This is a genomic window from Candidatus Pantoea soli (assembly GCF_007833795.1).
In the GTDB taxonomy this organism is placed as follows: Bacteria; Pseudomonadota; Gammaproteobacteria; order Enterobacterales; family Enterobacteriaceae; genus Pantoea; species Pantoea soli.
Window position 1 is genome coordinate 1,935,237 of the sequence record NZ_CP032702.1, and the last position, 20,978, is coordinate 1,956,214.

Below are 20,978 nucleotides of genomic sequence, written 5' to 3' on the forward strand. Positions count from 1 at the left end.
ACATCTGACAAAGATAATTTCATCTTTCACGCCATTTATAGCGTGAAAGATGAACAATACGCCGTTATTTAGCAGTCTGCCCTGCTTTATCACCACTCTTCATCAGGGTGGTTTTCAGCTCGGTGACCAGCTCACGACGGAAATCACCCAGCCGCGGTTTATCCTCTTCCAGCCACGGCAGCGGCCGGCACAGCTCCATGGTTTTAATGCCCAACCGTGCGGTCAGCAAACCGGCACCAATGCCCTGCGCCGCCCGTGCCGAAAGGCGCGCCGCGATATCCTGCGACATCCAGTCCATGCCCACCTCGCGCACCAGCTCGGACGCCCCGGCAAACGCCATATTCAGCAGCACCAGGCGGAACAGGCGCACCCGGCTGAAGTAGCCCAGCTCAATGCCGTACAGGGTGGCAATACGGTTGACCAGCCGCAAATTGCGCCAGGCGATAAAGGCCATATCCACCAGCGCCAGCGGGCTGACCGCAATCATCAGCGTCGATTCCGCCGCATGACGGCTGATTTCACGCCGCGCCTGACGATCCAGCACCGGCTGCACCAGCTGCGCATACAGCGTGACGATTTCCCGATCGTTGTGGGTTTCATGCACGGCTGCGCGCCAGCGCAGCAGCGCCGGGTGCGCCTGATCAAGCTGCGCCTGCTGCGCCAGCTTTTCACAAAACGCCCGGCCCTGCCCCATGCCGTGACTGTGCAGCAGTGCCCGCCCGGTATCCCGCTCTTCCGCACGCTGGCGCAGACGATACAGCCGTCGCCATTCGCTCATCAGGGCCCCGGCACCGGCTGCGACAATCAATCCGCCTGCCACGCCGGTGCCCAGTGCAAACCAGTCACGCGTCAGCCAGGCATCATGCAGCCACTGCACGCCCTGCGCGACCACGCTGACAGCAAACACCGCCAGCCCGGCGCTGACCATTTTGCGCCACAGGCTGCGCTTCGGGCGCAGCGCGGCCTCCACCATTTTTTCACCGCGGCTCTCTTCCAGCGGTTCGGCTTCGGGCGTCAGCTCGAAAGCGCTTTCGGCCGTGCTATCGAATTGTTGCGCCGCACGCAGCGGCGTCTCGCGCGCGGGCGTTAAGGGCCGGGCGAAATCGATCCGTGGTTTCAGCGGTGTTTCGTCACTCATCGCAATTTATCTCCCAGTAAAAATTCCAGCGCGGCATCCATGCGAATGTGCGGCAGCGGCCGATCAACATCCAGCACCTGCGGCCGGAACTGTTCAAACTGAAAGCCCTGCTGCTGCCAGAAGGCATGACCCGGTAGCCGTGGCGGCACCTCGCCCGGATAGACGGTAAGCGGTTCGCCATCAGCCAGCCGGTGGCCGCGCAGAGCCGGCAGTTTTTCCCCGCGGTGATCCACCAGCCCGCTTTCGGTGGCCTGCACCGCCGCCAGTCCAAGGCAATCCATGCTGATGCCTTCAAACGCGGCATTTTGCCAGGCGTCCTGCACCAGCTGCTGCAGCAGGGAAACCATGTTTGCGTGTTGATCGGCGGTGATATGATCGGCTTTCGTGGCGGCAAACAGCAGTTTGTCGATCACCGGTGAAAACAGACGACGGAACAGCGTGCGCTGCCCGTAATGGAAGCTTTGCATCAGCTGGGTCAGCGCCAGGCGCATATCGTTAAACGCCTGCGGCCCCTTGTTCAGCGGCTGCAGGCAATCCACCAGCACGATTTGCCGGTCAAAACGCAGAAAATGCTGCTTATAAAAGCCTTTCACCACATGCTGACAGTAGTAATCAAAGCGCTGCTGCAACACGGCAAGGTTACTGCCCGCCGGCGGCTGAGCCCGCTGCGCGTCCGGCAATGCTTCGGCCTGCGGCCAGGGAAAAAACTGCAGGGCAGGCGCACCGGCCATCTCCCCTGGCAGCACAAAGCGTCCGGGCTGAATAAAATGCAGGCCTTCGCGCTTGCACTGGTGCAGGTAATCGGTCCAGGCGCTGGCGATCGCCGCCAGCCGGTTTTCATCGGCGGGCGCAAACGGGTCAAGATCCTGACACAGCGCGCGCCAGCTGGCAGACCAGCTCTGCCGATCCCCCTGCAGCAGCCCGGTCATCTGGCGTGACCAGCTGAGATAATCCTGCGCCAGCATCGGTAAATCCAGCAGCCATTCGCCGGGGTAATCCACGATTTCGAGGTACAGGGTGGCGGTATCTTTGAAGTGCCGCAGCAGCGACTGATCCGGGCGGTAGCGCAGCGCGAGGCGCATTTCGCTGACGCCGCGGGTGGGTGTCGGCCACATCGGTGGGGTGGCGTAAAGCTGGGCCAGACCTTCATCATAGGTAAAGCGCGGCGTGCCCAGTTCACGCTGCGGCACGCGCTTCACGCCAAGCAGCCGCGATTCCCGCACCACGGAAAACAGCGGCAGGCGGGCTCCGCTGTGAACATGCAGCAGCTGGTTAACCAGCGAGGTAATGAACGCGGTTTTACCGCTGCGGCTCAGACCGGTGACGGCAAGGCGCAGATGGCGGTCGGCACCGCGGTTCATGAGGGCTATTAATTCATTTTGCAGTCTTTTCATCGCTCTCCCTGATGAAACGTGCTGACAGGCGCTTAAACGCCCGGCTCAGCATCGGTTCCAGGGCGGCCGCCAGCAACAGGCGCAGCGGACGGCGCGCCACCGATTTCACCGCCCAGCCAGCCAGACCGCCGGGCGCATAGGTTACGGCACTGATGATGATAAATTTCCCCGCCGACTTCAACGCAGGCGTTGCGCGACGGCGCAGAGCAGAGAAACGCTGAGTGTGCATATGGCCTCTTTATCACAGAAGCGGACCCGCTGCCGGGCCCGGGAAACAGTTAAAGCTGGCGAAAGCGGCTGCGTACGCTGAAGGTTTCGGACGTAACGTAGCGCTCAATGTCGCGCAGCTGGCGCTCATCCTGCTGCAGCGTGCTTTCCAGTTCGTTCAGCAGGTCGCGGGCGCTGGGCTGATGCGCATCCGGCAGATTGTCCGGTTTTTCATCCAGCACATAACCGAGAATGAAATAGGCGGTCACGGTGATCATAAACAGACCAAAAAACAGCGACAGCACCACAATCACGCGCAGCAGGCGCACCGGAATATCAAAATACTCGGCCAGCCCGGCGCAGACGCCGCGCACTTTACCCTGCCGGGGAATTCGCCACAGTTTGCGTCCGTTCATCATGGCTGCCTCCAGTTGGGGTGCTCAGCATCCAGGATCGCTTCCAGCGCCTCGACCCTTTCGCGCATGCGGCGTGCATCCTGCGTCAGCTGCTGCAGGCGCTGCATATCGCTGGCGGACAGTTCAGCGCCGCCGTTACGTTTATTACTGTAGTGCAGCCACAGCCAGATCGGTGCCACAAACAGCGCAAAGATCGTGAGCGGTATGGCCAGAAAAAGTGCACTCATTGCGTCTCCTTATCACTTCCTTATTTCACAGACTGCCCGGTGCGGACGGCAGAGGCGGTATCGGCAACCACCTGAACCCGCACCGGAAACCTTAGCCCGCAGCCACAGCGGGGCTGCACCGTGCAGCGCGGCCGTGGCCGGATAACGTCGCCGGACACTTATTCTTCGTTGCGCTGCATTTTGGCTTTCAGCGCTGCCAGCTGCTGGCTGATTTCGTCATCGGCTTTCAGCTCAGCAAATGCCTGATCGAGGGATTTTGGCTTACCAAAACGCTGGCTTTCCGCTTCGGCTTCCATGTGGTCGATGCGGCGCTCAAAGGATTCAAAGCGCGCCATGGCTTCGTCCAGTTTGCCGCTGTCCAGCTGACGGCGCACATCGCGGGAAGAGGAGGCAGCCTGATGACGCAGCGTCAGCGCCTGCTGACGGGCGCGGGTTTCGCTGAGTTTTTTCTCCAGCTCACCGATTTCGCCTTTCATTCGCTCCAGCGTTTCATCGACCTGCGTCGCTTCCTGCTGCAGCGCGGCGATCAGTTCTGTCAGCTTCTGTTTCTCAATCAGCGCGGCACGGGCCAGGTCTTCTTTTTCGCGGCTAATCGCCAGCTCGGCTTTTTCCTGCCATTCAGCCTGCTGAATCCCGGCCTGCTCGATGCGGCGCAGCAGCTGTTTTTTCTCTGCCAGCGCGCGGGCGGAAGTTGAACGCACTTCAACCAGCGTGTCTTCCATTTCCTGAATCATCAGGCGTACCAGTTTCTGCGGATCTTCGGCGCGCTCCAGCAGGGAATTGATGTTGGCGTTCACGATGTCGGCGAAACGAGAAAAAATACCCATAATGATGTTCCTCTGATTGTCATAAGATTGCGCAATGCGCTGTTAGCTAATTCAAGATGCGTGCCAGTTTTCAACTATCTGTTTTTACTAAAAATAATCATTTTACTCTGGCTGGCACCTCGCGTATGGTGGTGAAATTGATTAATCCGTGGCGAAATTCATCATGTCTGAGAAAAAAGATAACCTGCTGGGCGAGTCAAATAACTTTCTCGAAGTGCTGGAGCAGGTATCACGGCTGGCACCGCTGGAAAAACCGGTGCTGGTCATCGGCGAACGCGGCACCGGCAAAGAGCTGATTGCCAGCCGCCTGCACTATCTTTCGGATCGCTGGCAGGGACCGTTTGTGTCGCTGAACTGTGCGGCGCTGAACGAGAACCTGCTGGACTCAGAGCTCTTCGGTCACGAAGCGGGCGCGTTTACCGGGGCGCAGAAACGTCACCTGGGTCGTTTTGAGCGCGCTGATGGCGGCACGCTGTTTCTGGATGAGCTGGCCACCGCCCCGATGCTGGTACAGGAAAAGCTACTGCGCGTTATTGAGTACGGCCAGCTGGAGCGCGTGGGCGGCAATCAATCGCTGCAGGTGAATGTCCGGCTGGTATGCGCCACCAATGAAGATCTGCCCGCGCTGGCAGCGGCTGGCCGGTTCCGCGCGGATTTGCTCGATCGTCTGGCGTTTGATGTGGTGCAGTTGCCGCCGCTACGCGAACGGCGCAGCGATATTCTGGTCATGGCGGAGCATTTTGCTATTCAGATGTGCCGCGAGCTGGGTCTGCCGCTGTTTCCCGGCTTCACGGCACGCGCACAGCAGGCGCTGCTGAGCCACTGCTGGCCCGGCAATGTGCGGGAACTGAAAAACGTGGTGGAACGCTCGGTGTACCGGCATCACAGCAGCGATGAGCCACTGGATAATATCATCATTAATCCCTTTGCCCCCCGCAGCGCAACGCCGCCGCCCGCCACGGCTGAAACCGCTGCCCTGCCCGCGCTGCCGCTGGATCTGCGTCAGTGGCAGCACCAGCAGGAGCGAGATCTGCTGGAGATGAGCCTGCAACAGGCGCGGTATAACCAGCGACGTGCTGCCGGATTACTGGGTGTGACTTACCATCAGCTGCGCGCCATGATGAAAAAGCATGAGATCCAGGCCCGCGATGAAGCCTGATGGCGCCGCGCTGCACGTGCATCAGCCGCGCGCAAAGGTTCTGTATCGGTGCATGGATAATGCGTCGCAGGCAAAAAAAAGCCCGCGCGAGGCGGGCAACATAATACTGGAAGCAATGTGAGCAATGTCGTGCTCTTCTCAGGCAGGGCTGCCGTCGAAGTGCAAAGTAATAATAATCATTCTTATTATCATCTGTAAAGTAACAAATGATAATTTTTCTCATTCCCGCACAATGTCTGGGGCTGCCTGACCCGTGCCGCGCTTAAAAAGCCAGCGGTGACGTCATGAATTTGGGGAGTGCGCGCCCTTTGCGATACACTCACGCTATTGCCTCAGAATCGTTGAGTTCTATGCCCAGATTAATCCCTTCGCTGCTGCTTGCCCTCAGCGTGTTAAGCGCCTCTGCGCTTGCTGCGCCGGTACAGGATATCCGCCAGAGCGGCTTTGTTTATTGCGTTAATGGCACGGTAAATACCTTCAATCCGCAGATGGTCAGTAGCGGGCTGGTGGTCGATACCCTTGCGGCCCAGCTGTACGATCGCCTGCTGGATGTGGATCCCTATACCTACCGGCTGGTTCCAGACCTGGCGCAGAGCTGGGAAGTGCGCGATAACGGCGCCACCTACCGCTTCCATCTGCGCAAAGATGTGGCGTTTCAGCACACTAACTGGTTTACCCCGACACGCAACATGAATGCGGACGATGTGGTGTTCAGCTTTGCCCGCATGTTTGACCGTCAGCATCCCTGGCACAACGTTAATGGCGGCAGCTATCCCTATTTCGACAGCCTGCAGTTTGTTGATTCGGTGCAAAGCGTTAAGAAGCTGGATAACGCGACGGTAGAGATACGCCTGAACAGCCCGGATGCGTCTTTCCTGTGGCACATCGCGACCCACTACGCGCCGGTGCTGTCGCAGGAGTACGCCAGCCAGCTGAGTGCCCGCGGCCAGCAGGAGCAGCTGGATCGCAATCCGGTGGGCACCGGGCCGTTCCAGCTCAGCGAATACCGCACCGGCCAGTATCTGCGCCTGGCACGTAATCCGCATTACTGGCGTGGCGTGCCGCGACTGCAGCAGGTGGTGATTGACCTGGGCGTCGGCGGTACCGGGCGCCTGTCCAAGCTGCTGACCGGTGAATGCGATGTGCTGGCCTATCCGGCCGCCAGCCAGCTGAGCATTCTGCGTGACGACCCGCGCCTGCGGATGACGCTGCGCCCCGGGATGAATATTGCCTATCTGGCGTTTAACACCCGCAAAGCCCCGCTGGACCGTCCGGAAGTGCGGCATGCGCTGGCGCTGGCCATTAACAACGAGCGCCTGATGGAGTCGATCTATTACGGCACCGCTGAGACCGCAGCCTCTATTCTGCCGCGCGCGTCCTGGGCTTACGATAACGACGCGCGCGTAACCGAATACAATCCGGATAAAGCACGCGAAGCCCTGAAAGCGCTCGGCATTGAGGATTTGCATCTGCGTCTGGTGGTGCCGACCACCTCAATGTCCTGGAACCCCAGCCCGCTGAAAACCGCCGAGCTGCTGCAGGCGGATCTGGCGCAGGTGGGCGTGCGCGTCACCATTATTCCGGTGGAAGGCCGTTTTCAGGAGGCACAGCTGATGGCAATGAATCACGACTTAACGCTGACCGGCTGGGCCACTGACAGCAACGATCCCGACAGTTTCTTCCGTCCGCTGCTGAGCTGTGCGGCCATTCGCTCGCAGACCAACTATGCACACTGGTGCTCGCCGTCCTTTGATGAGGCGCTGCAGCGCGCCCTGCTGTCGCAGCAGCTGTCAGCGCGAATCGACAGCTATGACCGCGCCCAGCAGATTCTGGCGCAGGAGCTGCCGGTGCTGCCGCTGGCTTCATCCCTGCGTCTGCAGGCCTATCGCCACGATATCAAAGGCCTGGTGCTGAGTCCGTTTGGTAATGCCTCGTTTGCCGGCGTTTACCGCGACGATCGCACCGAGGAGTAAGCATGATTATCTATCTTTTACGCCGTCTGTTACTGCTGATCATCACCCTGTTTTTACTGTCGCTGGTGAGCTTCAGCCTGAGCTACTTCACACCGAATGCGCCGCTGGAAGGGGCGTCACTGTTTGATGCCTGGTGGTTCTGGTTTTCCGGCCTGCTGCAGTTTGATTTTGGCGTCTCCAGCACCAATGGTCAGTCGATTGATGTGCAGCTGCGTGAGGTGTTCCCCGCGACGCTGGAGCTGTGCGTCCTGGCGTTTACGCTGGCGCTGCTGGTGGGGATTCCGCTGGGCATTACGGCGGGCGTGATGCGTAAAAAGTGGCAGGATAAAGCCATCAGCGCGCTGGCGCTGCTGGGATTTTCCATGCCGGTGTTCTGGCTGGCGCTGCTGTTTACCCTGTTTTTCTCGCTGACGCTGGGCTGGCTGCCGGTCTCAGGCCGTTTTGACCTGCTCTATCCGGTGCAGAATGTGACCGGATTTGCGCTGATTGATGCCTGGCTGAGCCCGTCACCATGGCGACACGAAATGCTGCTGAGCGCCCTGTCTCACCTGATTTTGCCGGTGCTGGTGCTGGCGGTGGCGCCCACCACCGAAGTGATTCGCCTGCTGCGCAGCAGCACCAGCGAAGTGATGGACAAAAATTATGTTAAGGCGGCGGCGACGCGCGGTCTGTCGCGCTTTACGGTGATTCGCCGTCACGTGCTGCATAACGCGCTGCCGCCGGTGATTCCGCGTCTGGGCCTGCAGTTTTCTACCATGCTGACGCTGGCGATGATCACCGAAGTGGTGTTCAACTGGCCCGGCCTCGGCCGCTGGCTGATTAATGCTATCCGTCAGCAGGATTATGCGGCCATTTCCGCCGGCGTGATGGTGGTGGGCGGGCTGGTGATTCTGGTCAGCGTCCTGTCGGATATTCTCGGTGCGGCACTCAATCCGCTGAAACACAAGGAATGGTATGCCCTTCGATAACGTGTACGCTGAAAAGCGCCTGCCGGGCGCCTTTCGCCTGAGCTGGCAGCGGTTTTATCATGATACCAGCGCCATGATTGGCCTGTATGGCTTTGCCGTTCTGCTGTTTCTCTGCCTGTTTGGCCATTTGCTGGCGCCTTATGGCATCGATCAGCAGTTCCTTGGCTATCAGTTGCTGCCGCCGTCCTGGTCGCGCTACGGCGATGTGTCGTTTTTCCTCGGTACAGACGATTTAGGCCGCGATGTGTTAAGTCGCCTGCTGAGCGGCGTGGCGCCGACCGTCGGGTCTGCCCTGCTGGTGACAGTGCTGGCAGCGCTGTGCGCGCTGGTGCTCGGCGTGCTGGCCGGCATTACCCGCGGCGTGCGTTCAGCGGTCATGAACCACGTGCTGGATACGCTGCTGTCAATTCCGTCTCTGCTGCTGGCCATTATGGTGGTGGCGTTTCTTGGTCCGCGTCTGGAGCACGCCATGCTGGCTGTGCTGCTGGCGCTGATCCCCCGTCTGGTTCGCGAAATTTATACCGCCGTGCACGACGAGATGGAGAAAGAGTATGTTGTCGCGCTGCGCCTGGACGGGGCGCGTAATCTGAACATTTTATGGAACGCGGTGCTGCCAAACGTGCTGCCGCTGCTGGTCAGCGAGTTTACCCGCTCGCTGTCAATGGCCATTCTGGATATTGCCGCACTGGGGTTTCTCGATCTCGGTGCCCAGCTGCCCTCACCGGAATGGGGCGCGATGCTGGGCGATGCGCTGGAACTGATCTACGTAGCGCCCTGGACCGTCATGCTGCCGGGTGTGGCGTTGATGGTCAGCGTATTGATTATTAATCTGCTGGGTGACGGCGTGCGTCGCGCAGTAGAAGCGGGAGCTGAGTAATGCCGCTATTAGATATTCGTAATCTCACTATTGAGTTCATGACCGCTGAAGGGCCGGTGAAAGCGGTTGATCGCATCAACCTGACGCTCAGCGAAGGGGAAGTGCGCGGTCTGGTGGGAGAATCCGGCTCCGGTAAAAGTCTGGTGGCCAAAGCGATTTGCGGCGTGACAAAAGATAACTGGCGTGTCACCGCGGATCGCATGGTGTTTGATGATATCGATCTGCTGCGCCTTTCACCGCGCGAGCGCCGCCGCATCGTGGGTCATAACGTGTCAATGATTTTTCAGGAGCCGCAATCCTGTCTGGATCCGTCAGAAAGTATCGGGCGTCAGCTGATGCAGGCGATCCCGCGCTGGACGTTCAAAGGCCGCTGGTATCAGCGTCTGTGGTTCTGGCGCAAGGCGCGGGCGATTGAGCTGCTGCATCGCGTGGGCATTAAAGATCACAAAGACATTATGCGCAGCTTTCCCTATGAGCTGACGGAAGGCGAATGCCAGAAAGCGATGATTGCCATTGCACTGGCAAACCAGCCGCGGTTGCTGATTGCAGATGAACCCACCAATGCGATGGAGCCCACCACTCAGGCACAGATTTTTCGTCTGCTGAGCCGCCTGAACCAGAACAACAACACCACGATTCTGCTGATCAGCCACGATCTGCGCACCATGAGCCAGTGGGCCGATCGGATTAACGTAATGTACTGCGGCCAGACGGTGGAAACCGCGCAGAGTGAGGATTTGATGGAAACGCCCCATCATCCTTACACGCAGGCGCTGATTCGCGCCATGCCCGATTTTGGCAGCGCGCTGCCGCACAAAAGCCGTCTTAACACCTTGTCCGGGGCGATTCCCTCGCTGGAACATCTGCCGATTGGTTGCCGGCTGGGACCGCGCTGCCCTTACGCCCAGCGCAAATGCGTGGAAACGCCGCGACTGAGCGGCAATAAAGCGCATCTGTTTGCCTGTCACTTCCCGCTGAACATGGAGAGCTGATGATGGAGACCCTGCTGGAGGTGCGTAACCTGAGCAAGACTTACCGCTACCGCACCGGGCTGTTTCGACGTCAGCACGTCGAGGCGGTGAAAAACGTCAGTTTTACCCTGCGGGAAAAGCAGACGCTGGCGATTATCGGTGAGAACGGTTCGGGTAAATCGACGCTGGCAAAGATGCTGAGTGGCATGGTTGCGCCAACCGAAGGTGAGATGCTGATTGACGATCACCCGCTTACCTATGGTGATTACGGCTATCGCAGCCAGCGTATCCGGATGATTTTTCAGGATCCCTCTACCTCGCTAAATCCCCGGCAGCGCGTCAGTCAGATTCTGGACTTTCCGCTGCGCCTGAACACCGATTTAGACGACGCAGCGCGGGAAAAACGCATTATCGGCACGCTGCGGCAGGTGGGGTTGCTGCGCGATCACGCCGGTTACTATCCGCACATGCTGGCGCCGGGGCAGAAGCAGCGTCTGGCGCTGGCGCGCGCGCTGATTTTACAGCCAAAAGTAATTGTTGCCGATGAAGCACTGGCGTCGCTGGATATGACCATGCGTTCGCAGCTGGTTAACCTGATGCTGGAGCTGCAGGAGAAACATGGCATCGCCTATATTTATGTGACGCAGCATCTCGGCATGATGAAGCACATCAGCGATCAGGTGCTGGTGATGCACCAAGGCGAAGTGGTGGAACGTGGCGGCACGGCGGATGTGCTGGCTTCCCCGCTGCATGACCTGACGAAGCGCCTGATCGCCAGCCATTTTGGCGAAGCGCTGACCGCCGAAGCGTGGCGGCTTGAACGCTGAGCAGATGCACCGCAGCGGAAAACGCGGTGCGATTTACCGCATTTGACAGAGACGTGCTAGAATCCGCACGTCGATTAACGTCGGTCGCTTACTTTTTGAACATGGCGACCGCCAACAACAATGACCATAAGGATTACAGCTATGGGTTTTCTTTCCGGTAAGCGCATTCTGATTACTGGCGTTGCCAGTAAACTTTCCATTGCCTACGGTATTGCGCAGGCGATGCACAAACAGGGCGCAGAACTGGCTTTCACCTACCAGAACGACAAACTGAAAGGTCGCGTGGAAGAGTTCGCTAAAGAACTGGGTTCAGACATTGTTCTGCCGTGCGATGTGGCAGAAGACGAGAGCATTACCGCCCTGTTCACTGAACTGGCAAAAACCTGGCCGAAATTTGACGGTTTCGTGCACTCCATCGGTTTCGCACCGGGCGATCAGCTGGATGGCGATTACGTCAACGCTGTAACCCGTGAAGGCTTTAAAATCGCTCACGACATCAGCGCATACAGCTTTGTCGCGATGGCGAAAGAGTGCCGTGCGATGCTGAACCCGAACTCTGCCCTGCTGACCCTGTCTTACCTGGGTGCAGAGCGCGCGATCCCGAACTACAACGTGATGGGTCTGGCTAAAGCGTCACTGGAAGCAAACGTGCGCTACATGGCAAACGCAATGGGTCCGGAAGGCACGCGCGTCAACGCCGTCTCTGCCGGTCCAATCCGTACGCTGGCGGCATCCGGCATTAAAGATTTCCGTAAGATGCTGGCACACTGCGAAGCCGTGACCCCAATCCGTCGCACCGTGACCATCGAAGACGTGGGTAACTCTGCGGCCTTCCTGTGCTCTGACCTGGCGGGTGGTATCACCGGTGAAGTGGTACACGTTGATGGCGGTTTCAGCATTGCCGCAATGAACGAGCTGGAACTGAAGTAATATTTTCAGGGCGATCGCCCCGGGCGCACTGCGGTGCGCCCTTTCTCTGCGCTTCCCGTCATGCTTCACGCCCTTCTCTGATTAATTTTCCAACGCTTCGTATTCACACCCTGTCGTGAAAGGTCACGGGGCTTGCTGCACCGGCATAAACCCCTCCCTGGGGCCTGCCGCCGCGCCTTCCCTGGCGCGGAGGCTGCTGCAAGCCCCGTGACCTTCCACGCCTTAAGGGCTTCTTCATCGCCGCAAGCAACCGTTACAGCAGCACCGTGCCGGTAGGAAGACGCGTGGCTAAGCTAAGCCGGACGTCACGCGGCAGGGATGCCGCGTGCCGAGGCCTGCAGGGATGCGGGTGTTGCCGTTCCGGGCGTGCTCAGCCACGCGTCTGACTGAATCGGACACTGGCAGCGATAAAGGCATTGAGTAAGGCCATGCAGCTGCAGATAAGTCAGTTGTTATTTTTCCATACCCGACCGCGGTCAATCAGATTTGCTTATACCCGCCCGCTATTAATTATTCCGCATCAGTCTTTTGCCAGAATGAGGGGTTCAGCGACGATAAGCTTGCCCGTGAATGACGATGCGCTTTTCAGAATTGCCCGTCGTGCATTCAGTCCGAATTTTGCGCAAGGAATGACCATGGAACAACGCCGTTCTCCCGGCCATGACCACTGGTTTTATGAAAGCCAGACTCGTCCGCACACCTCTGCCGCTGCACCGCTGGTGCCTGAAGCCGCCCATATTCACGATCGCTTTCTGCTTGGCCTGCAACAGGAAGCAACCACGCTGCAGCCGCTGCTGCAACAGTTCCAGCCGGTCCTGCTGGCCGCGCGCGATCTGAGCCAGATCCTGCTGCCCGACGCGGTGCAAACTTCACTGACGCATACGCTGACGCTCTACGATCGCCTCAGCACTGCCCTGACCGTAGCGCAGGTCGCGGGCATTCAGCGTCTGTGTAACCACTATTCGGCACGCCTGAATCCGTTGCCAGGCCCGGACTCCTCACGTGAAAGCAACAACCGCCTGACGCAAATTACTCAGTACGCCCGCCAGCTGGCGATGCAGCCTGAACTCATTACCCGCAACAGCATCCGCGCGCTGGATGACGTCGGCCTGACGGAACCGGATATCGTCACGCTTAACCAGCTGGTCGGCTTTATCAGCTATCAGGCGCGCGTGGTGGCGGGTCTGCAGGCGATGATGGGAGTGCCGGTCCGCTGGATCCCGGGCGTCACGCCGCCGCCGGATGCCAGCCCGGATGCGTTGCGCTGCGAAGAAACATGGCAGCATGCTCTGAAACCGGTCGAGCTGCGCTATGCCAGTGCCGATCAGCTGGCTGCCATCACCTATTGCCAGGGGATTCACGGGCTGGATGACGCCATGTGGCTGCTGGTGCATGACGCGCGGGTGCTCTACGGCTGGGCAACGCTTGGCCAGCGCCTTGAGGAGCACTACACGGCGGATGAAACGCTGGCACAGGCGGTCAGCGCCCGTTTGCTGGGCTGCCGCCTGCGCTTCAGCCGCCTTGCAGAACACTGGCAGGAACCGTTATTGCAGGCGGTTGACGACCTCTGCGAACAGCAACCGGTAGTGGCGATCGCGGCGCAGCTGACGCGCATGCCGGACCGTTTCAGCGCGGCGCATCTGCAGCCGCTGCTGAATGACGGCTGGCCGCACGCGCGCCTGTTCACGCTGGTACAGGCGGTGGCGTTTGCCAGCTGGCAGGATCGGCTGCTGATGGCGCTGGGGGAGACGCGTTAATCCGGCAAATGCCGCCGCGCCTCATCAAAGAAGTGCTGAGCCAGCGGCGATGCCCTGCCCGGCTCAGCGATCACCAGCGCCGCCTGGCGGCCCATCGGCGCGATATCAATCGGCCGGCGCGCCAGGTTCTGCAGCATCTCCGGCAGCACGTGCCCGCAGGGCGCAACCATCACCCCCAGCCCCACCTGGGCGCTCTGCAGCAGTTGCATAATCGATGCGCTCTCAACGATCACGCGCGGCAGTATGCCGGTTTCCCGCAGCTGACCATCGAGATAGCGGCGGAAATAGCGCGTGGGCTCGGCCAGACACAGCGGCTGGCGGGCCAGCATCGTCAGCGAAACGCGCTGCTGCGCCAGTAAATCGGGAAAAGAGTCGGGATGAAACAGCGCTTCCACGCCGCGATCTTTCAGCAGCGCGGTCTGAAAATGCAGTTCACGTAACGAGGTCAGTTCAAAAAAGCCAATGCCGCCATCCACGGTATGACTGTTCAGCGCCTCCAGCAGCTGGTCGGCGCTCATGGCTGAAACGCGGTAGTCTAACTGCGGATAGCGCGCTTCCACGGCCTTCAGCAGCGCCGGCAGCGCCACGCTGCACTGCGGCATGACGCCCAGCCGCAGCGTGCCGTTCACGCCATGCTTCAGCGACTCCACTTCCAGCTTCAATCCCTGATACACCGAAACAATCTCGCGCGCCCAGGTCAGTACACGCTCCCCTTCCGGAGTAAAACCATCGAAGTTATTGCTGCGGTTAATCAGCGACAGTCCCAGCTCGCGCTCAAGATTCTTCAGCCGCATTGAGAGCGTCGGCTGGCTGACAAAACTGGCTTCCGCCGCGCGCCCGAAATGGCGCTCACGCTCCAGATTGCAGAGGTAGATCAATTGCTTAATGTCTATTTTTTCGCCCGCCCTTGGAGTAATACATCGCGGCTATGGTAACAAAAGCCACCGCCGGTAATCTCCTGTGTTAAGCCACACCCAGGGCGCTTTTCACCTCATTGGCGATTTTCTCAACCTGCGGGCCGTAAATCACCTGCACATCGTGCTCGCTGACGCGGTTGACACCATTGGCACCGGTGGTCAGCAGCGTCTGGTCTACCACCTGCTTCATCTCCTTCACCCGTACGCGCAGGCGCGTAAAGCAGCAATCGACATCCTCTATATTCGCTTCGCCACCCAGCCCGCTGATAATGACACGCGTGCGTTCATCGGCGGCAACCTGCTGCGGCTTCTGCACTTCCTCCGCTTCACGTCCCGGCGTTTCTACGTTCATCCGCGTGATCACAAAGCGGAACCCGTAATAATAAAGCGGCGCGTAAACCACGCCCAGCGCCAGCGTCCACCACCAGTGGGTTTTGCTGCCGCCCAGAATGCCAAACACCACCAGATCGATGGCGCCGCCCTGCACGTTACCAATCATCAGGTGCAGCATCGACATCAGCATAAAGGACAGCCCGGTCAGCAGCGCGTGCAGGATATAGAGCACCGGGGAGACGAAAATAAAGCAGAACTCCAGCGGTTCGGTAATGCCGGTGGTAAAGGAGGTCAGCGCCCCGGCCAGCACCAGCGCTTTCACCCGCTGCTTATGCTCGGGCCGGGCGGTGTGATACATCGCCAGCGCAGCCGCCGGCAAGCCAAACATCATGACCGGAATCTTGCCCTGAGCCAGAAACTGTGTCGCGCTGCGCACGGTGTCATCGGGGATCGCGCCAGGATGGGTCAGCGAGGTATTAAAGATATTCAGCGCGCCGACAATGGTCTGGCCATCCACCACGGCCATGCCGCCGATAGGCGTAAAGCGCACGGTTTCATTCAGGATATGATGCAGGCCGGTGGGGATCAGTAAACGCTCGCCGGCGCCGAGCAGAAAAGCACCGTACTGTCCGCTCCTGCCGATCATCTGCCCCACCCAGGCAATGCCCGCGCCCAGCGTTGGCCAAATCAGCGCCAGCAGCACGCCCACCAGCGGCAGCACCAGAATGGTCACAATCGGCACAAAACGCCGCCCGCCAAAAAAACTGATCGCCACCGGTAGCTGCTGGGTATAAAAGCGATTATGCAGCACCACCGTCATCAGCCCGGCAATGACGCCGCCCAGCACGCTCATGTTGTAGGTGAAAATGCCCAGCATCTGAATGTACTCAGCAGAGTGCATCATTGCCGTAGTCTGATCCATGCCGGCCTGCTGCAGGGCCTGTGGCGTGGTGGTCGCCGCCGTCAGCCCTTTGGCGGCCAGCGTGGCGCTGATGCCCACATTCATCGCGATATAACCAATGATGGCCGCAAACGCCGCCGTGGCCTTCTCAGCTTTTGCCAGACCGATGGCGCAGGCCACGGTGAAAAACACCGGCAGATTTGTGAACAGCGCCGCAGCCACTTTGCGAATGAAGCCGATAATCAGCTGTGGCACCTGCATATGCGCAAAAGCATCGCCGGTCACTGCCGGGTTTTGCAACGCCGCGGCGAGCCCGAGAAATATCCCGGCGGCAGCAATCACCGAGATGGGCATCATCAGTGCTTTGCCGAAGGCGTGAATTTGGCTGGTCAGATTCTTCATGCGCATGCCCTTTCAGAGACTGAAAGAGCAAGTATTAGCCAGTAATGCGCCGGGCACGCAGTGCCGGGTCCGCAGCGGCCGACAAACTTTGATGTGCGTCACGCTTTCTCGCTGCGCAGGCGATAAACGCCAGCTATCGCACCATTAAGTCAATCAATTAGACAACCTTTGCCGTCAGTCGCACACTTCTCCACAACAGAAGTCATATTCTGATAACAATTCATAAACAATAAGCCTGCGATAACAATGAAATTTAAACGTAAAATTCAGCCGTACCGCGCCGCTGCTGGCGGCTGGGGCTCACTGGAAGCCACTACCCGTTTCGTTCTCGACAGCAAAGCTGCCCTGAAAAATATGCGCAACCTGATGCGCATGAACAAAGCACGCGGCTTTGACTGCCCCGGCTGCGCCTGGGGTGATGACAATAAAAGTACCTTCAGTTTCTGTGAAAACGGCGCCAAAGCGGTAACCTGGGAAGCCACCCGCCGCGTGGTGGAACCCGCCTTCTTTGCACAGCACAGCGTGACGACGCTTTATCAGCAGAGCGACTACTTCCTGGAGTATCAGGGCCGCCTTACCCATCCGATGCGCTATAACAGCGAAACCGATCACTATGAGCCGATCAGCTGGGACGACGCTTTTGCGCTGATTGCGCAGCATCTGCAGGCGATGGAGCATCCGAATCAGCTGGAGCTCTATACCTCCGGCCGTGCCAGTAATGAAGCTTCCTGGCTCTATCAGCTGTTTGGCCGCGTGATGGGTACCAACAACTTTCCGGACTGCTCTAACATGTGCCACGAAGCCAGCGGCACCGGCCTGAAACGCAGTATTGGCGTGGGCAAAGGCACCATCCGGCTTGATGATTTTGACCATGCGGACGCGATCTTTGTACTGGGCCAGAACCCCGGCACTAACCATCCGCGCATGCTGCACAGCCTGCGCCATGCCGCCGATCACGGCGCAAAAATTGTCACCTTCAATACCCTGCGCGAGCGCGGGCTGGAACGCTTTGCCGATCCGCAAAAACCGCTGGAAGTGGTCACCTCGATGGCCGGCACCATCAGTTCGGCCTATTATCAGCCCAACCTCGGTGGCGATATGGCGGCCGTGCGTGGCATGGTTAAGGCGCTGCTGGAAGAGCAACGCCAGCGCCTCGCCCGCGGCGAGAAAGGTATCTTCGACCAGGCCTTTATTGATGCGCATACGCAGGGCGTGGAAAACTACCTGACGGCCGTGGACAACACGCGCTGGGACCAGATTGTGCAGCAGTCCGGCCTGAGTGAAGCGCAGATCCGGGAAGCAGCAGCAATTTACCTCAGCGCAGAGCGCGTCATCATCACCTGGGCGATGGGCATTACGCAGCACAAGCATTCGGTGGACACGGTACGCGAAATCGTCAACCTGCAGCTGCTGTTCGGCCAGCTGGGCAAAAAAGGTGCCGGCCTCTGCCCGGTGCGCGGCCACAGTAACGTTCAGGGCAACCGCACCATGGGCATTGATGAAAAGCCGGGCAAGCCGTTCCTTGATGCGCTGGGCGCGCGCTTTGATTTCGAACCGCCGCGCGAACATGGTCATAACACGGTGGAAGCGCTCAACGCCATGCTGCGTGATGAAGTGAAGGTGCTGATTGCGCTGGGCGGCAACCTTGCCGCCGCTGCGCCGGACTCCCCGATTACGGAAGAAGCGCTGCAGCGCTGTGGCCTCACCGTGCACATCAGCACCAAGCTCAACCGCAGCCATCTGGTGCCCGGTCACGAAGGGCTGATCCTGCCAACGCTGGGCCGTACCGAGCGCGATCGTCAGGCAAGCGGCAACCAGTTTGTGACGGTGGAAGACTCGTTCAGCATGGTGCACGCTTCGGAAGGCGTTGGCATTCCGCTGGCAGAGACGCAGCGCTCCGAAACCGCGATTGTCGCCGGTATCGCGCACGCCACACTGGGCAGCGATCGTATCGACTGGCTGGGCATGGCCGCCGATTACAACGTTATTCGCGATCACATCGCCGCCACGATTCCGGGCTTTGCGGACTTCAACGCGAAGTGCGATATTCCCGGCGGATTCTATCTGGGTAACGCGGCGGCCGAGCTGCGCTTTAACACACCATCTAAGCAGGCGGAATTCAGCGCCGCAGCCCTGCCGACGTCCCTGTTCCCGCAGCTGGACAGCGCCACCGCGGTGCCGTTTACGCTGCAGACGCTGCGCTCGCATGACCAGTACAACACCACGATTTACGGCCTCGATGACCGTTACCGCGGGGTTTATGGCCAGCGCGAAGTGGTGTTTATCCACCCGGACGATATGGCTGCGCTGGGCTTCAGCGAAGGTCAGCAGGTTGATATCGAAACCCTGTGGAATGACGGTCTGACGCGTCGCGTCAGCGGCTTCAAACTGGTGCCGTATAATATTCCGCGCGGTAACCTGGCGGCCTATTATCCGGAGACCAACCCGCTGGTGCCGCTCTCCAGCTACGGTGACGGCAGCGGTACACCTACTTCAAAATCTGTGCCGGTAAAACTGACGCTCAGCGCCGCCATGCCGACCCAGCGTATCGCCTGATCGCCACGACACCCGCAATGAAAAGCCGCGCAATGCGGCTTTTTCGCCTGTTTTGGCCTTGCCGCGCGCACCTGAATCGCGTAAAACTGTCCACCGCTCTTAGGCCACGAAACTAAATACATTATGTTCCAGGATAACCCGCTGCTCGCGCAGCTGAAAGAGAAGCTTCACGCGCAGACGCCGCGCGCCGAAGGTGTAGTAAAAGGCACGGAAAAAGGCTTTGGCTTCCTCGAAGTTGATGCTCAGAAAAGCTACTTCATCCCGCCGCCGCAGATGAAAAAAGTGATGCACGGTGACCGTATTTCTGCGGTAATCCACACCGATAAAGATCGCGAGAGCGCGGAGCCGGAAGCCCTGATTGAGCCGTTCCTGACGCGCTTTGTCGGCCGCGTGCAGAAGAAAGATGACCGTCTTTCTATCGTACCGGATCATCCTTTGCTGAAAGACGCCATTCAGTGCCGCGCGGTGCGTGGACTGACGCACGATTTCCAGAACGGCGACTGGGCCGTTGCTGAAATGCGCCGCCATCCGCTGAAAGGCGACCGCGGCTTTTATGCTGAACTCACCGAATTCATTGTCACCGCAGATGACCATCTTGCGCCGTGGTGGGTCACGCTCTCCCGCCATAACCTGGAGCGCGAAGCGCCCGAAGTCGGCTTTGGCGAGATGCTGGACGAACAGCTGCAGCGTGAAGACCTCACCGCGCTGAACTTCGTGACCATCGACAGCGCCAGCACCGAAGATATGGATGATGCGCTGTATGTGGAAGAGACCGCGGAAGGCAATCTGCTGCTGACCATCGCCATTGCCGATCCCACCGCTTATGTCGCGGAAGGCAGCGAGCTGGACAAGCTGGCCGCCCGCCGTGCCTTCACCAACTATCTGCCAGGCTTCAACATTCCGATGCTGCCACGCGCGCTGTCAGACGATGTCTGCTCGCTGCGTCCAAACGTAAAACGTCCGGCGCTGGCGTGTCGCGTGACCGTGCTGGCCGATGGCAGCCTGGCGGACGACGTGCACTTCTTCGCGGCGTGGATCGAATCCAAAGCCAAGCTGGTGTACGACGAAGTGTCTGACTGGCTGGAAAACAGCGGCAGCTGGCAGCCGGAAAGCGACGCCATCGCGCAGCAGATTCGCCTGCTGCATCGCCTGTGCCTGGCGCGCGGTGAATGGCGCCAGACCCATGCGCTGGTGTTTAAAGATCGCCCGGACTACCGCTTCGTGCTGGGTGAGAAAGGTGAAGTGCTGGATATTATTGCCGAGCCGCGCCGCATCGCCAACCGTATCGTGGAAGAGGCGATGATTCTGGCTAACGTCTGTGCGGCAAACGTGCTGCAGCAGAAGCTGGGCTTTGGCATTTATAACCTGCACACCGGCTTTGATCTGGCCAACGCTGAGCAAGCTGCCGGCGTGCTGGCGGGCCACGGCATTACCGTGGATCCGCAGGCAATCACCACGCTGGAAGGTTTCCGCCAGCTGCGTCGCGAGCTGGATGCCCAGCCAACGCAGTATCTGGACAGCCGCATCCGTCGCTTCCAGAGCTTTGCGGAGATCAGCACCGAGCCCGGCCCGCACTTTGGCCTGGGGCTGGAGGCATACGCCACCTGGACTTCGCCTATCCGTAAATTCGGCGACATGATCAACCATCGTCTGCTCAAGGCGATTGTGCGCGGTGAAAGCATTGCGCGTCCGCAGGATGAGGTGACGGTCACCATGGGCGAACGCCGTCGTCTGAACCGCATGGCGGAACGTGACGTGGGCGACTGGCTCTATGCACGCTTCCTTGCCCCCTTTGCCGGTACCGATCGCAAATTCAGCGCAGAGATCATCGATGTCTCACGCGGCGGAATGCGCGTGCGCCTGCAGGAAAACGGCGCGGTTGCCTTTATCCCTGCCCCGTTCATTCACGCCGTGCGCGACGAACTGGTGTGCTCCCAGGAAAACGGCACTGTGCAGATCAAAGGTGAAGTCGCTTATCGCGTCACCGATATCATTGACGTGACCATCGCCGAAGTGCGTATGGAAACGCGCAGCGTGGTGGCCCGCCCCGCCGCCTGAGCATGAAAAACCGCGGGATAACAGCCGTTATCCCGCATTTCTCTTCCGCCCCTTCCCGTCACTGTTAAATTTGCTTCCCGCTTCACACTTCTGCTGCGATTACCTTCCGTTAACATTCCATTACATTACTTTTAACTTGT

18 protein-coding genes are annotated in these 20,978 nt (G+C 59.4%); 10 read left to right on the plus strand and 8 right to left on the minus strand.

Annotated features, from left to right (window positions below):
• Positions 1-64: 64 nt before the first annotated feature.
• The 6 genes from D8B20_RS08965 to pspA all read right to left on the minus strand — a co-directional run bounded on the left by D8B20_RS08965 (position 65) and on the right by pspA (position 4,209).
• The gene (locus D8B20_RS08965; protein WP_145888551.1) at positions 65-1,138 is read right to left on the minus strand and encodes a YcjF family protein; all 1,074 of its coding nucleotides are present in this window, start codon (positions 1,136-1,138) and stop codon (positions 65-67) included.
• Positions 1,135-2,532 carry a YcjX family GTP-binding protein gene (locus D8B20_RS08970; RefSeq protein WP_145888552.1) on the minus strand — a complete coding sequence of 466 codons (1,398 nt, stop codon included), beginning with the start codon at positions 2,530-2,532 and terminating at the stop codon, positions 1,135-1,137. Before D8B20_RS08970 ends, D8B20_RS08965 begins: the two co-directional genes overlap by 4 nt.
• A complete protein-coding gene (pspD, locus tag D8B20_RS08975) occupies positions 2,513-2,761 on the minus strand; it encodes a phage shock protein PspD (RefSeq protein WP_145888553.1) in 249 nt (82 codons plus the stop codon). The genes D8B20_RS08970 and pspD overlap by 20 nt, the downstream gene beginning before the upstream one ends.
• Positions 2,762-2,810: 49 nt before the next feature.
• Positions 2,811-3,158 carry an envelope stress response membrane protein PspC gene (gene pspC, locus D8B20_RS08980; RefSeq protein ID WP_145888554.1) on the minus strand — a complete coding sequence of 116 codons (348 nt, stop codon included), beginning with the start codon at positions 3,156-3,158 and terminating at the stop codon, positions 2,811-2,813.
• Positions 3,155-3,382, minus strand: coding sequence for an envelope stress response membrane protein PspB (gene pspB / locus D8B20_RS08985; RefSeq protein WP_145888555.1), 228 nt, complete (start codon positions 3,380-3,382; stop codon positions 3,155-3,157). Before pspB ends, pspC begins: the two co-directional genes overlap by 4 nt.
• Before the next feature lie 158 nt (positions 3,383-3,540).
• Positions 3,541-4,209, minus strand: a complete 669-nt coding sequence (pspA, locus tag D8B20_RS08990) for a phage shock protein PspA (RefSeq protein ID WP_145888556.1) — start codon at positions 4,207-4,209, stop codon at positions 3,541-3,543.
• Positions 4,210-4,372: 163 nt separating this feature from the next.
• Between pspA and pspF the strand changes: the two genes are divergently transcribed.
• The 8 genes from pspF to D8B20_RS09030 all read left to right on the plus strand — a co-directional run bounded on the left by pspF (position 4,373) and on the right by D8B20_RS09030 (position 13,671).
• On the plus strand, positions 4,373-5,368 hold the full coding sequence (gene pspF / locus D8B20_RS08995) for a phage shock protein operon transcriptional activator (protein WP_145888557.1): 996 nt from the start codon (positions 4,373-4,375) through the stop codon (positions 5,366-5,368).
• Between the two features lie 350 nt (positions 5,369-5,718).
• Positions 5,719-7,341: an ABC transporter substrate-binding protein SapA gene (gene sapA / locus D8B20_RS09000; RefSeq protein WP_145888558.1), complete on the plus strand. Its 1,623-nt coding sequence runs from the start codon at positions 5,719-5,721 to the stop codon at positions 7,339-7,341.
• Between the two features lie 2 nt (positions 7,342-7,343).
• Complete coding sequence (sapB, locus tag D8B20_RS09005; protein ID WP_145888559.1) at positions 7,344-8,309, plus strand: putrescine export ABC transporter permease SapB; 966 nt, start codon at positions 7,344-7,346, stop codon at positions 8,307-8,309.
• On the plus strand, positions 8,296-9,186 hold the full coding sequence (sapC, locus tag D8B20_RS09010; protein ID WP_145888560.1) for a putrescine export ABC transporter permease SapC: 891 nt from the start codon (positions 8,296-8,298) through the stop codon (positions 9,184-9,186). The genes sapB and sapC overlap by 14 nt, the downstream gene beginning before the upstream one ends.
• Positions 9,186-10,178 carry a putrescine export ABC transporter ATP-binding protein SapD gene (gene sapD / locus D8B20_RS09015; protein ID WP_145888561.1) on the plus strand — a complete coding sequence of 331 codons (993 nt, stop codon included), beginning with the start codon at positions 9,186-9,188 and terminating at the stop codon, positions 10,176-10,178. The genes sapC and sapD overlap by 1 nt, the downstream gene beginning before the upstream one ends.
• A gap of 2 nt (positions 10,179-10,180) precedes the next feature.
• Positions 10,181-10,984 carry a putrescine export ABC transporter ATP-binding protein SapF gene (gene sapF, locus D8B20_RS09020; protein ID WP_315901140.1) on the plus strand — a complete coding sequence of 268 codons (804 nt, stop codon included), beginning with the start codon at positions 10,181-10,183 and terminating at the stop codon, positions 10,982-10,984.
• 141 nt (positions 10,985-11,125) lie between these two features.
• A complete protein-coding gene (fabI, locus tag D8B20_RS09025) occupies positions 11,126-11,914 on the plus strand; it encodes an enoyl-ACP reductase FabI (RefSeq protein WP_128600342.1) in 789 nt (262 codons plus the stop codon).
• A 635-nt stretch (positions 11,915-12,549) separates the two neighbouring features.
• On the plus strand, positions 12,550-13,671 hold the full coding sequence (locus D8B20_RS09030) for a CMD domain-containing protein (protein WP_145888563.1): 1,122 nt from the start codon (positions 12,550-12,552) through the stop codon (positions 13,669-13,671).
• Here D8B20_RS09030 and D8B20_RS09035 read toward each other — a convergent pair.
• Both D8B20_RS09035 and D8B20_RS09040 read right to left on the minus strand, forming a co-directional pair.
• Positions 13,668-14,564 carry a LysR family transcriptional regulator gene (locus D8B20_RS09035; RefSeq protein WP_145888564.1) on the minus strand — a complete coding sequence of 299 codons (897 nt, stop codon included), beginning with the start codon at positions 14,562-14,564 and terminating at the stop codon, positions 13,668-13,670. The genes D8B20_RS09030 and D8B20_RS09035 overlap by 4 nt on opposite strands.
• 70 nt (positions 14,565-14,634) lie before the next feature.
• The gene (locus D8B20_RS09040) at positions 14,635-16,224 is read right to left on the minus strand and encodes a PTS transporter subunit EIIC (protein ID WP_145888565.1); all 1,590 of its coding nucleotides are present in this window, start codon (positions 16,222-16,224) and stop codon (positions 14,635-14,637) included.
• Between the two features lie 246 nt (positions 16,225-16,470).
• Here D8B20_RS09040 and D8B20_RS09045 point away from each other — a divergent pair, with 246 nt between their 5' ends.
• Together D8B20_RS09045 and D8B20_RS09050 are read left to right on the plus strand one after the other, a co-directional pair.
• The gene (locus D8B20_RS09045) at positions 16,471-18,780 is read left to right on the plus strand and encodes an FdhF/YdeP family oxidoreductase (RefSeq protein WP_145888566.1); all 2,310 of its coding nucleotides are present in this window, start codon (positions 16,471-16,473) and stop codon (positions 18,778-18,780) included.
• Between the two features lie 123 nt (positions 18,781-18,903).
• Positions 18,904-20,838, plus strand: coding sequence for an exoribonuclease II (locus D8B20_RS09050; protein ID WP_145888567.1), 1,935 nt, complete (start codon positions 18,904-18,906; stop codon positions 20,836-20,838).
• The last annotated feature ends 140 nt before the right edge of the window (positions 20,839-20,978 follow it).

Coding starts and splice junctions, on each gene's coding strand:
- pspA (WP_145888556.1), bottom strand. CDS start 4,209: ATGGGTATTTTTTCTCGTTTCGCCGACATCGTGAACGCCAACATCAAT.
- D8B20_RS09040 (WP_145888565.1), bottom strand. CDS start 16,224: ATGAAGAATCTGACCAGCCAAATTCACGCCTTCGGCAAAGCACTGATG.
- D8B20_RS09050 (WP_145888567.1), top strand. CDS start 18,904: ATGTTCCAGGATAACCCGCTGCTCGCGCAGCTGAAAGAGAAGCTTCAC.
- pspF (WP_145888557.1), top strand. CDS start 4,373: ATGTCTGAGAAAAAAGATAACCTGCTGGGCGAGTCAAATAACTTTCTC.
- sapF (WP_315901140.1), top strand. CDS start 10,181: ATGGAGACCCTGCTGGAGGTGCGTAACCTGAGCAAGACTTACCGCTAC.
- fabI (WP_128600342.1), top strand. CDS start 11,126: ATGGGTTTTCTTTCCGGTAAGCGCATTCTGATTACTGGCGTTGCCAGT.
- sapA (WP_145888558.1), top strand. CDS start 5,719: ATGCCCAGATTAATCCCTTCGCTGCTGCTTGCCCTCAGCGTGTTAAGC.
- pspC (WP_145888554.1), bottom strand. CDS start 3,158: ATGATGAACGGACGCAAACTGTGGCGAATTCCCCGGCAGGGTAAAGTG.
- D8B20_RS09030 (WP_145888563.1), top strand. CDS start 12,550: ATGGAACAACGCCGTTCTCCCGGCCATGACCACTGGTTTTATGAAAGC.
- sapC (WP_145888560.1), top strand. CDS start 8,296: ATGCCCTTCGATAACGTGTACGCTGAAAAGCGCCTGCCGGGCGCCTTT.
- pspB (WP_145888555.1), bottom strand. CDS start 3,382: ATGAGTGCACTTTTTCTGGCCATACCGCTCACGATCTTTGCGCTGTTT.
- D8B20_RS08965 (WP_145888551.1), bottom strand. CDS start 1,138: ATGAGTGACGAAACACCGCTGAAACCACGGATCGATTTCGCCCGGCCC.
- D8B20_RS08970 (WP_145888552.1), bottom strand. CDS start 2,532: ATGAAAAGACTGCAAAATGAATTAATAGCCCTCATGAACCGCGGTGCC.
- sapD (WP_145888561.1), top strand. CDS start 9,186: ATGCCGCTATTAGATATTCGTAATCTCACTATTGAGTTCATGACCGCT.
- sapB (WP_145888559.1), top strand. CDS start 7,344: ATGATTATCTATCTTTTACGCCGTCTGTTACTGCTGATCATCACCCTG.
- D8B20_RS09045 (WP_145888566.1), top strand. CDS start 16,471: ATGAAATTTAAACGTAAAATTCAGCCGTACCGCGCCGCTGCTGGCGGC.
- pspD (WP_145888553.1), bottom strand. CDS start 2,761: ATGCACACTCAGCGTTTCTCTGCTCTGCGCCGTCGCGCAACGCCTGCG.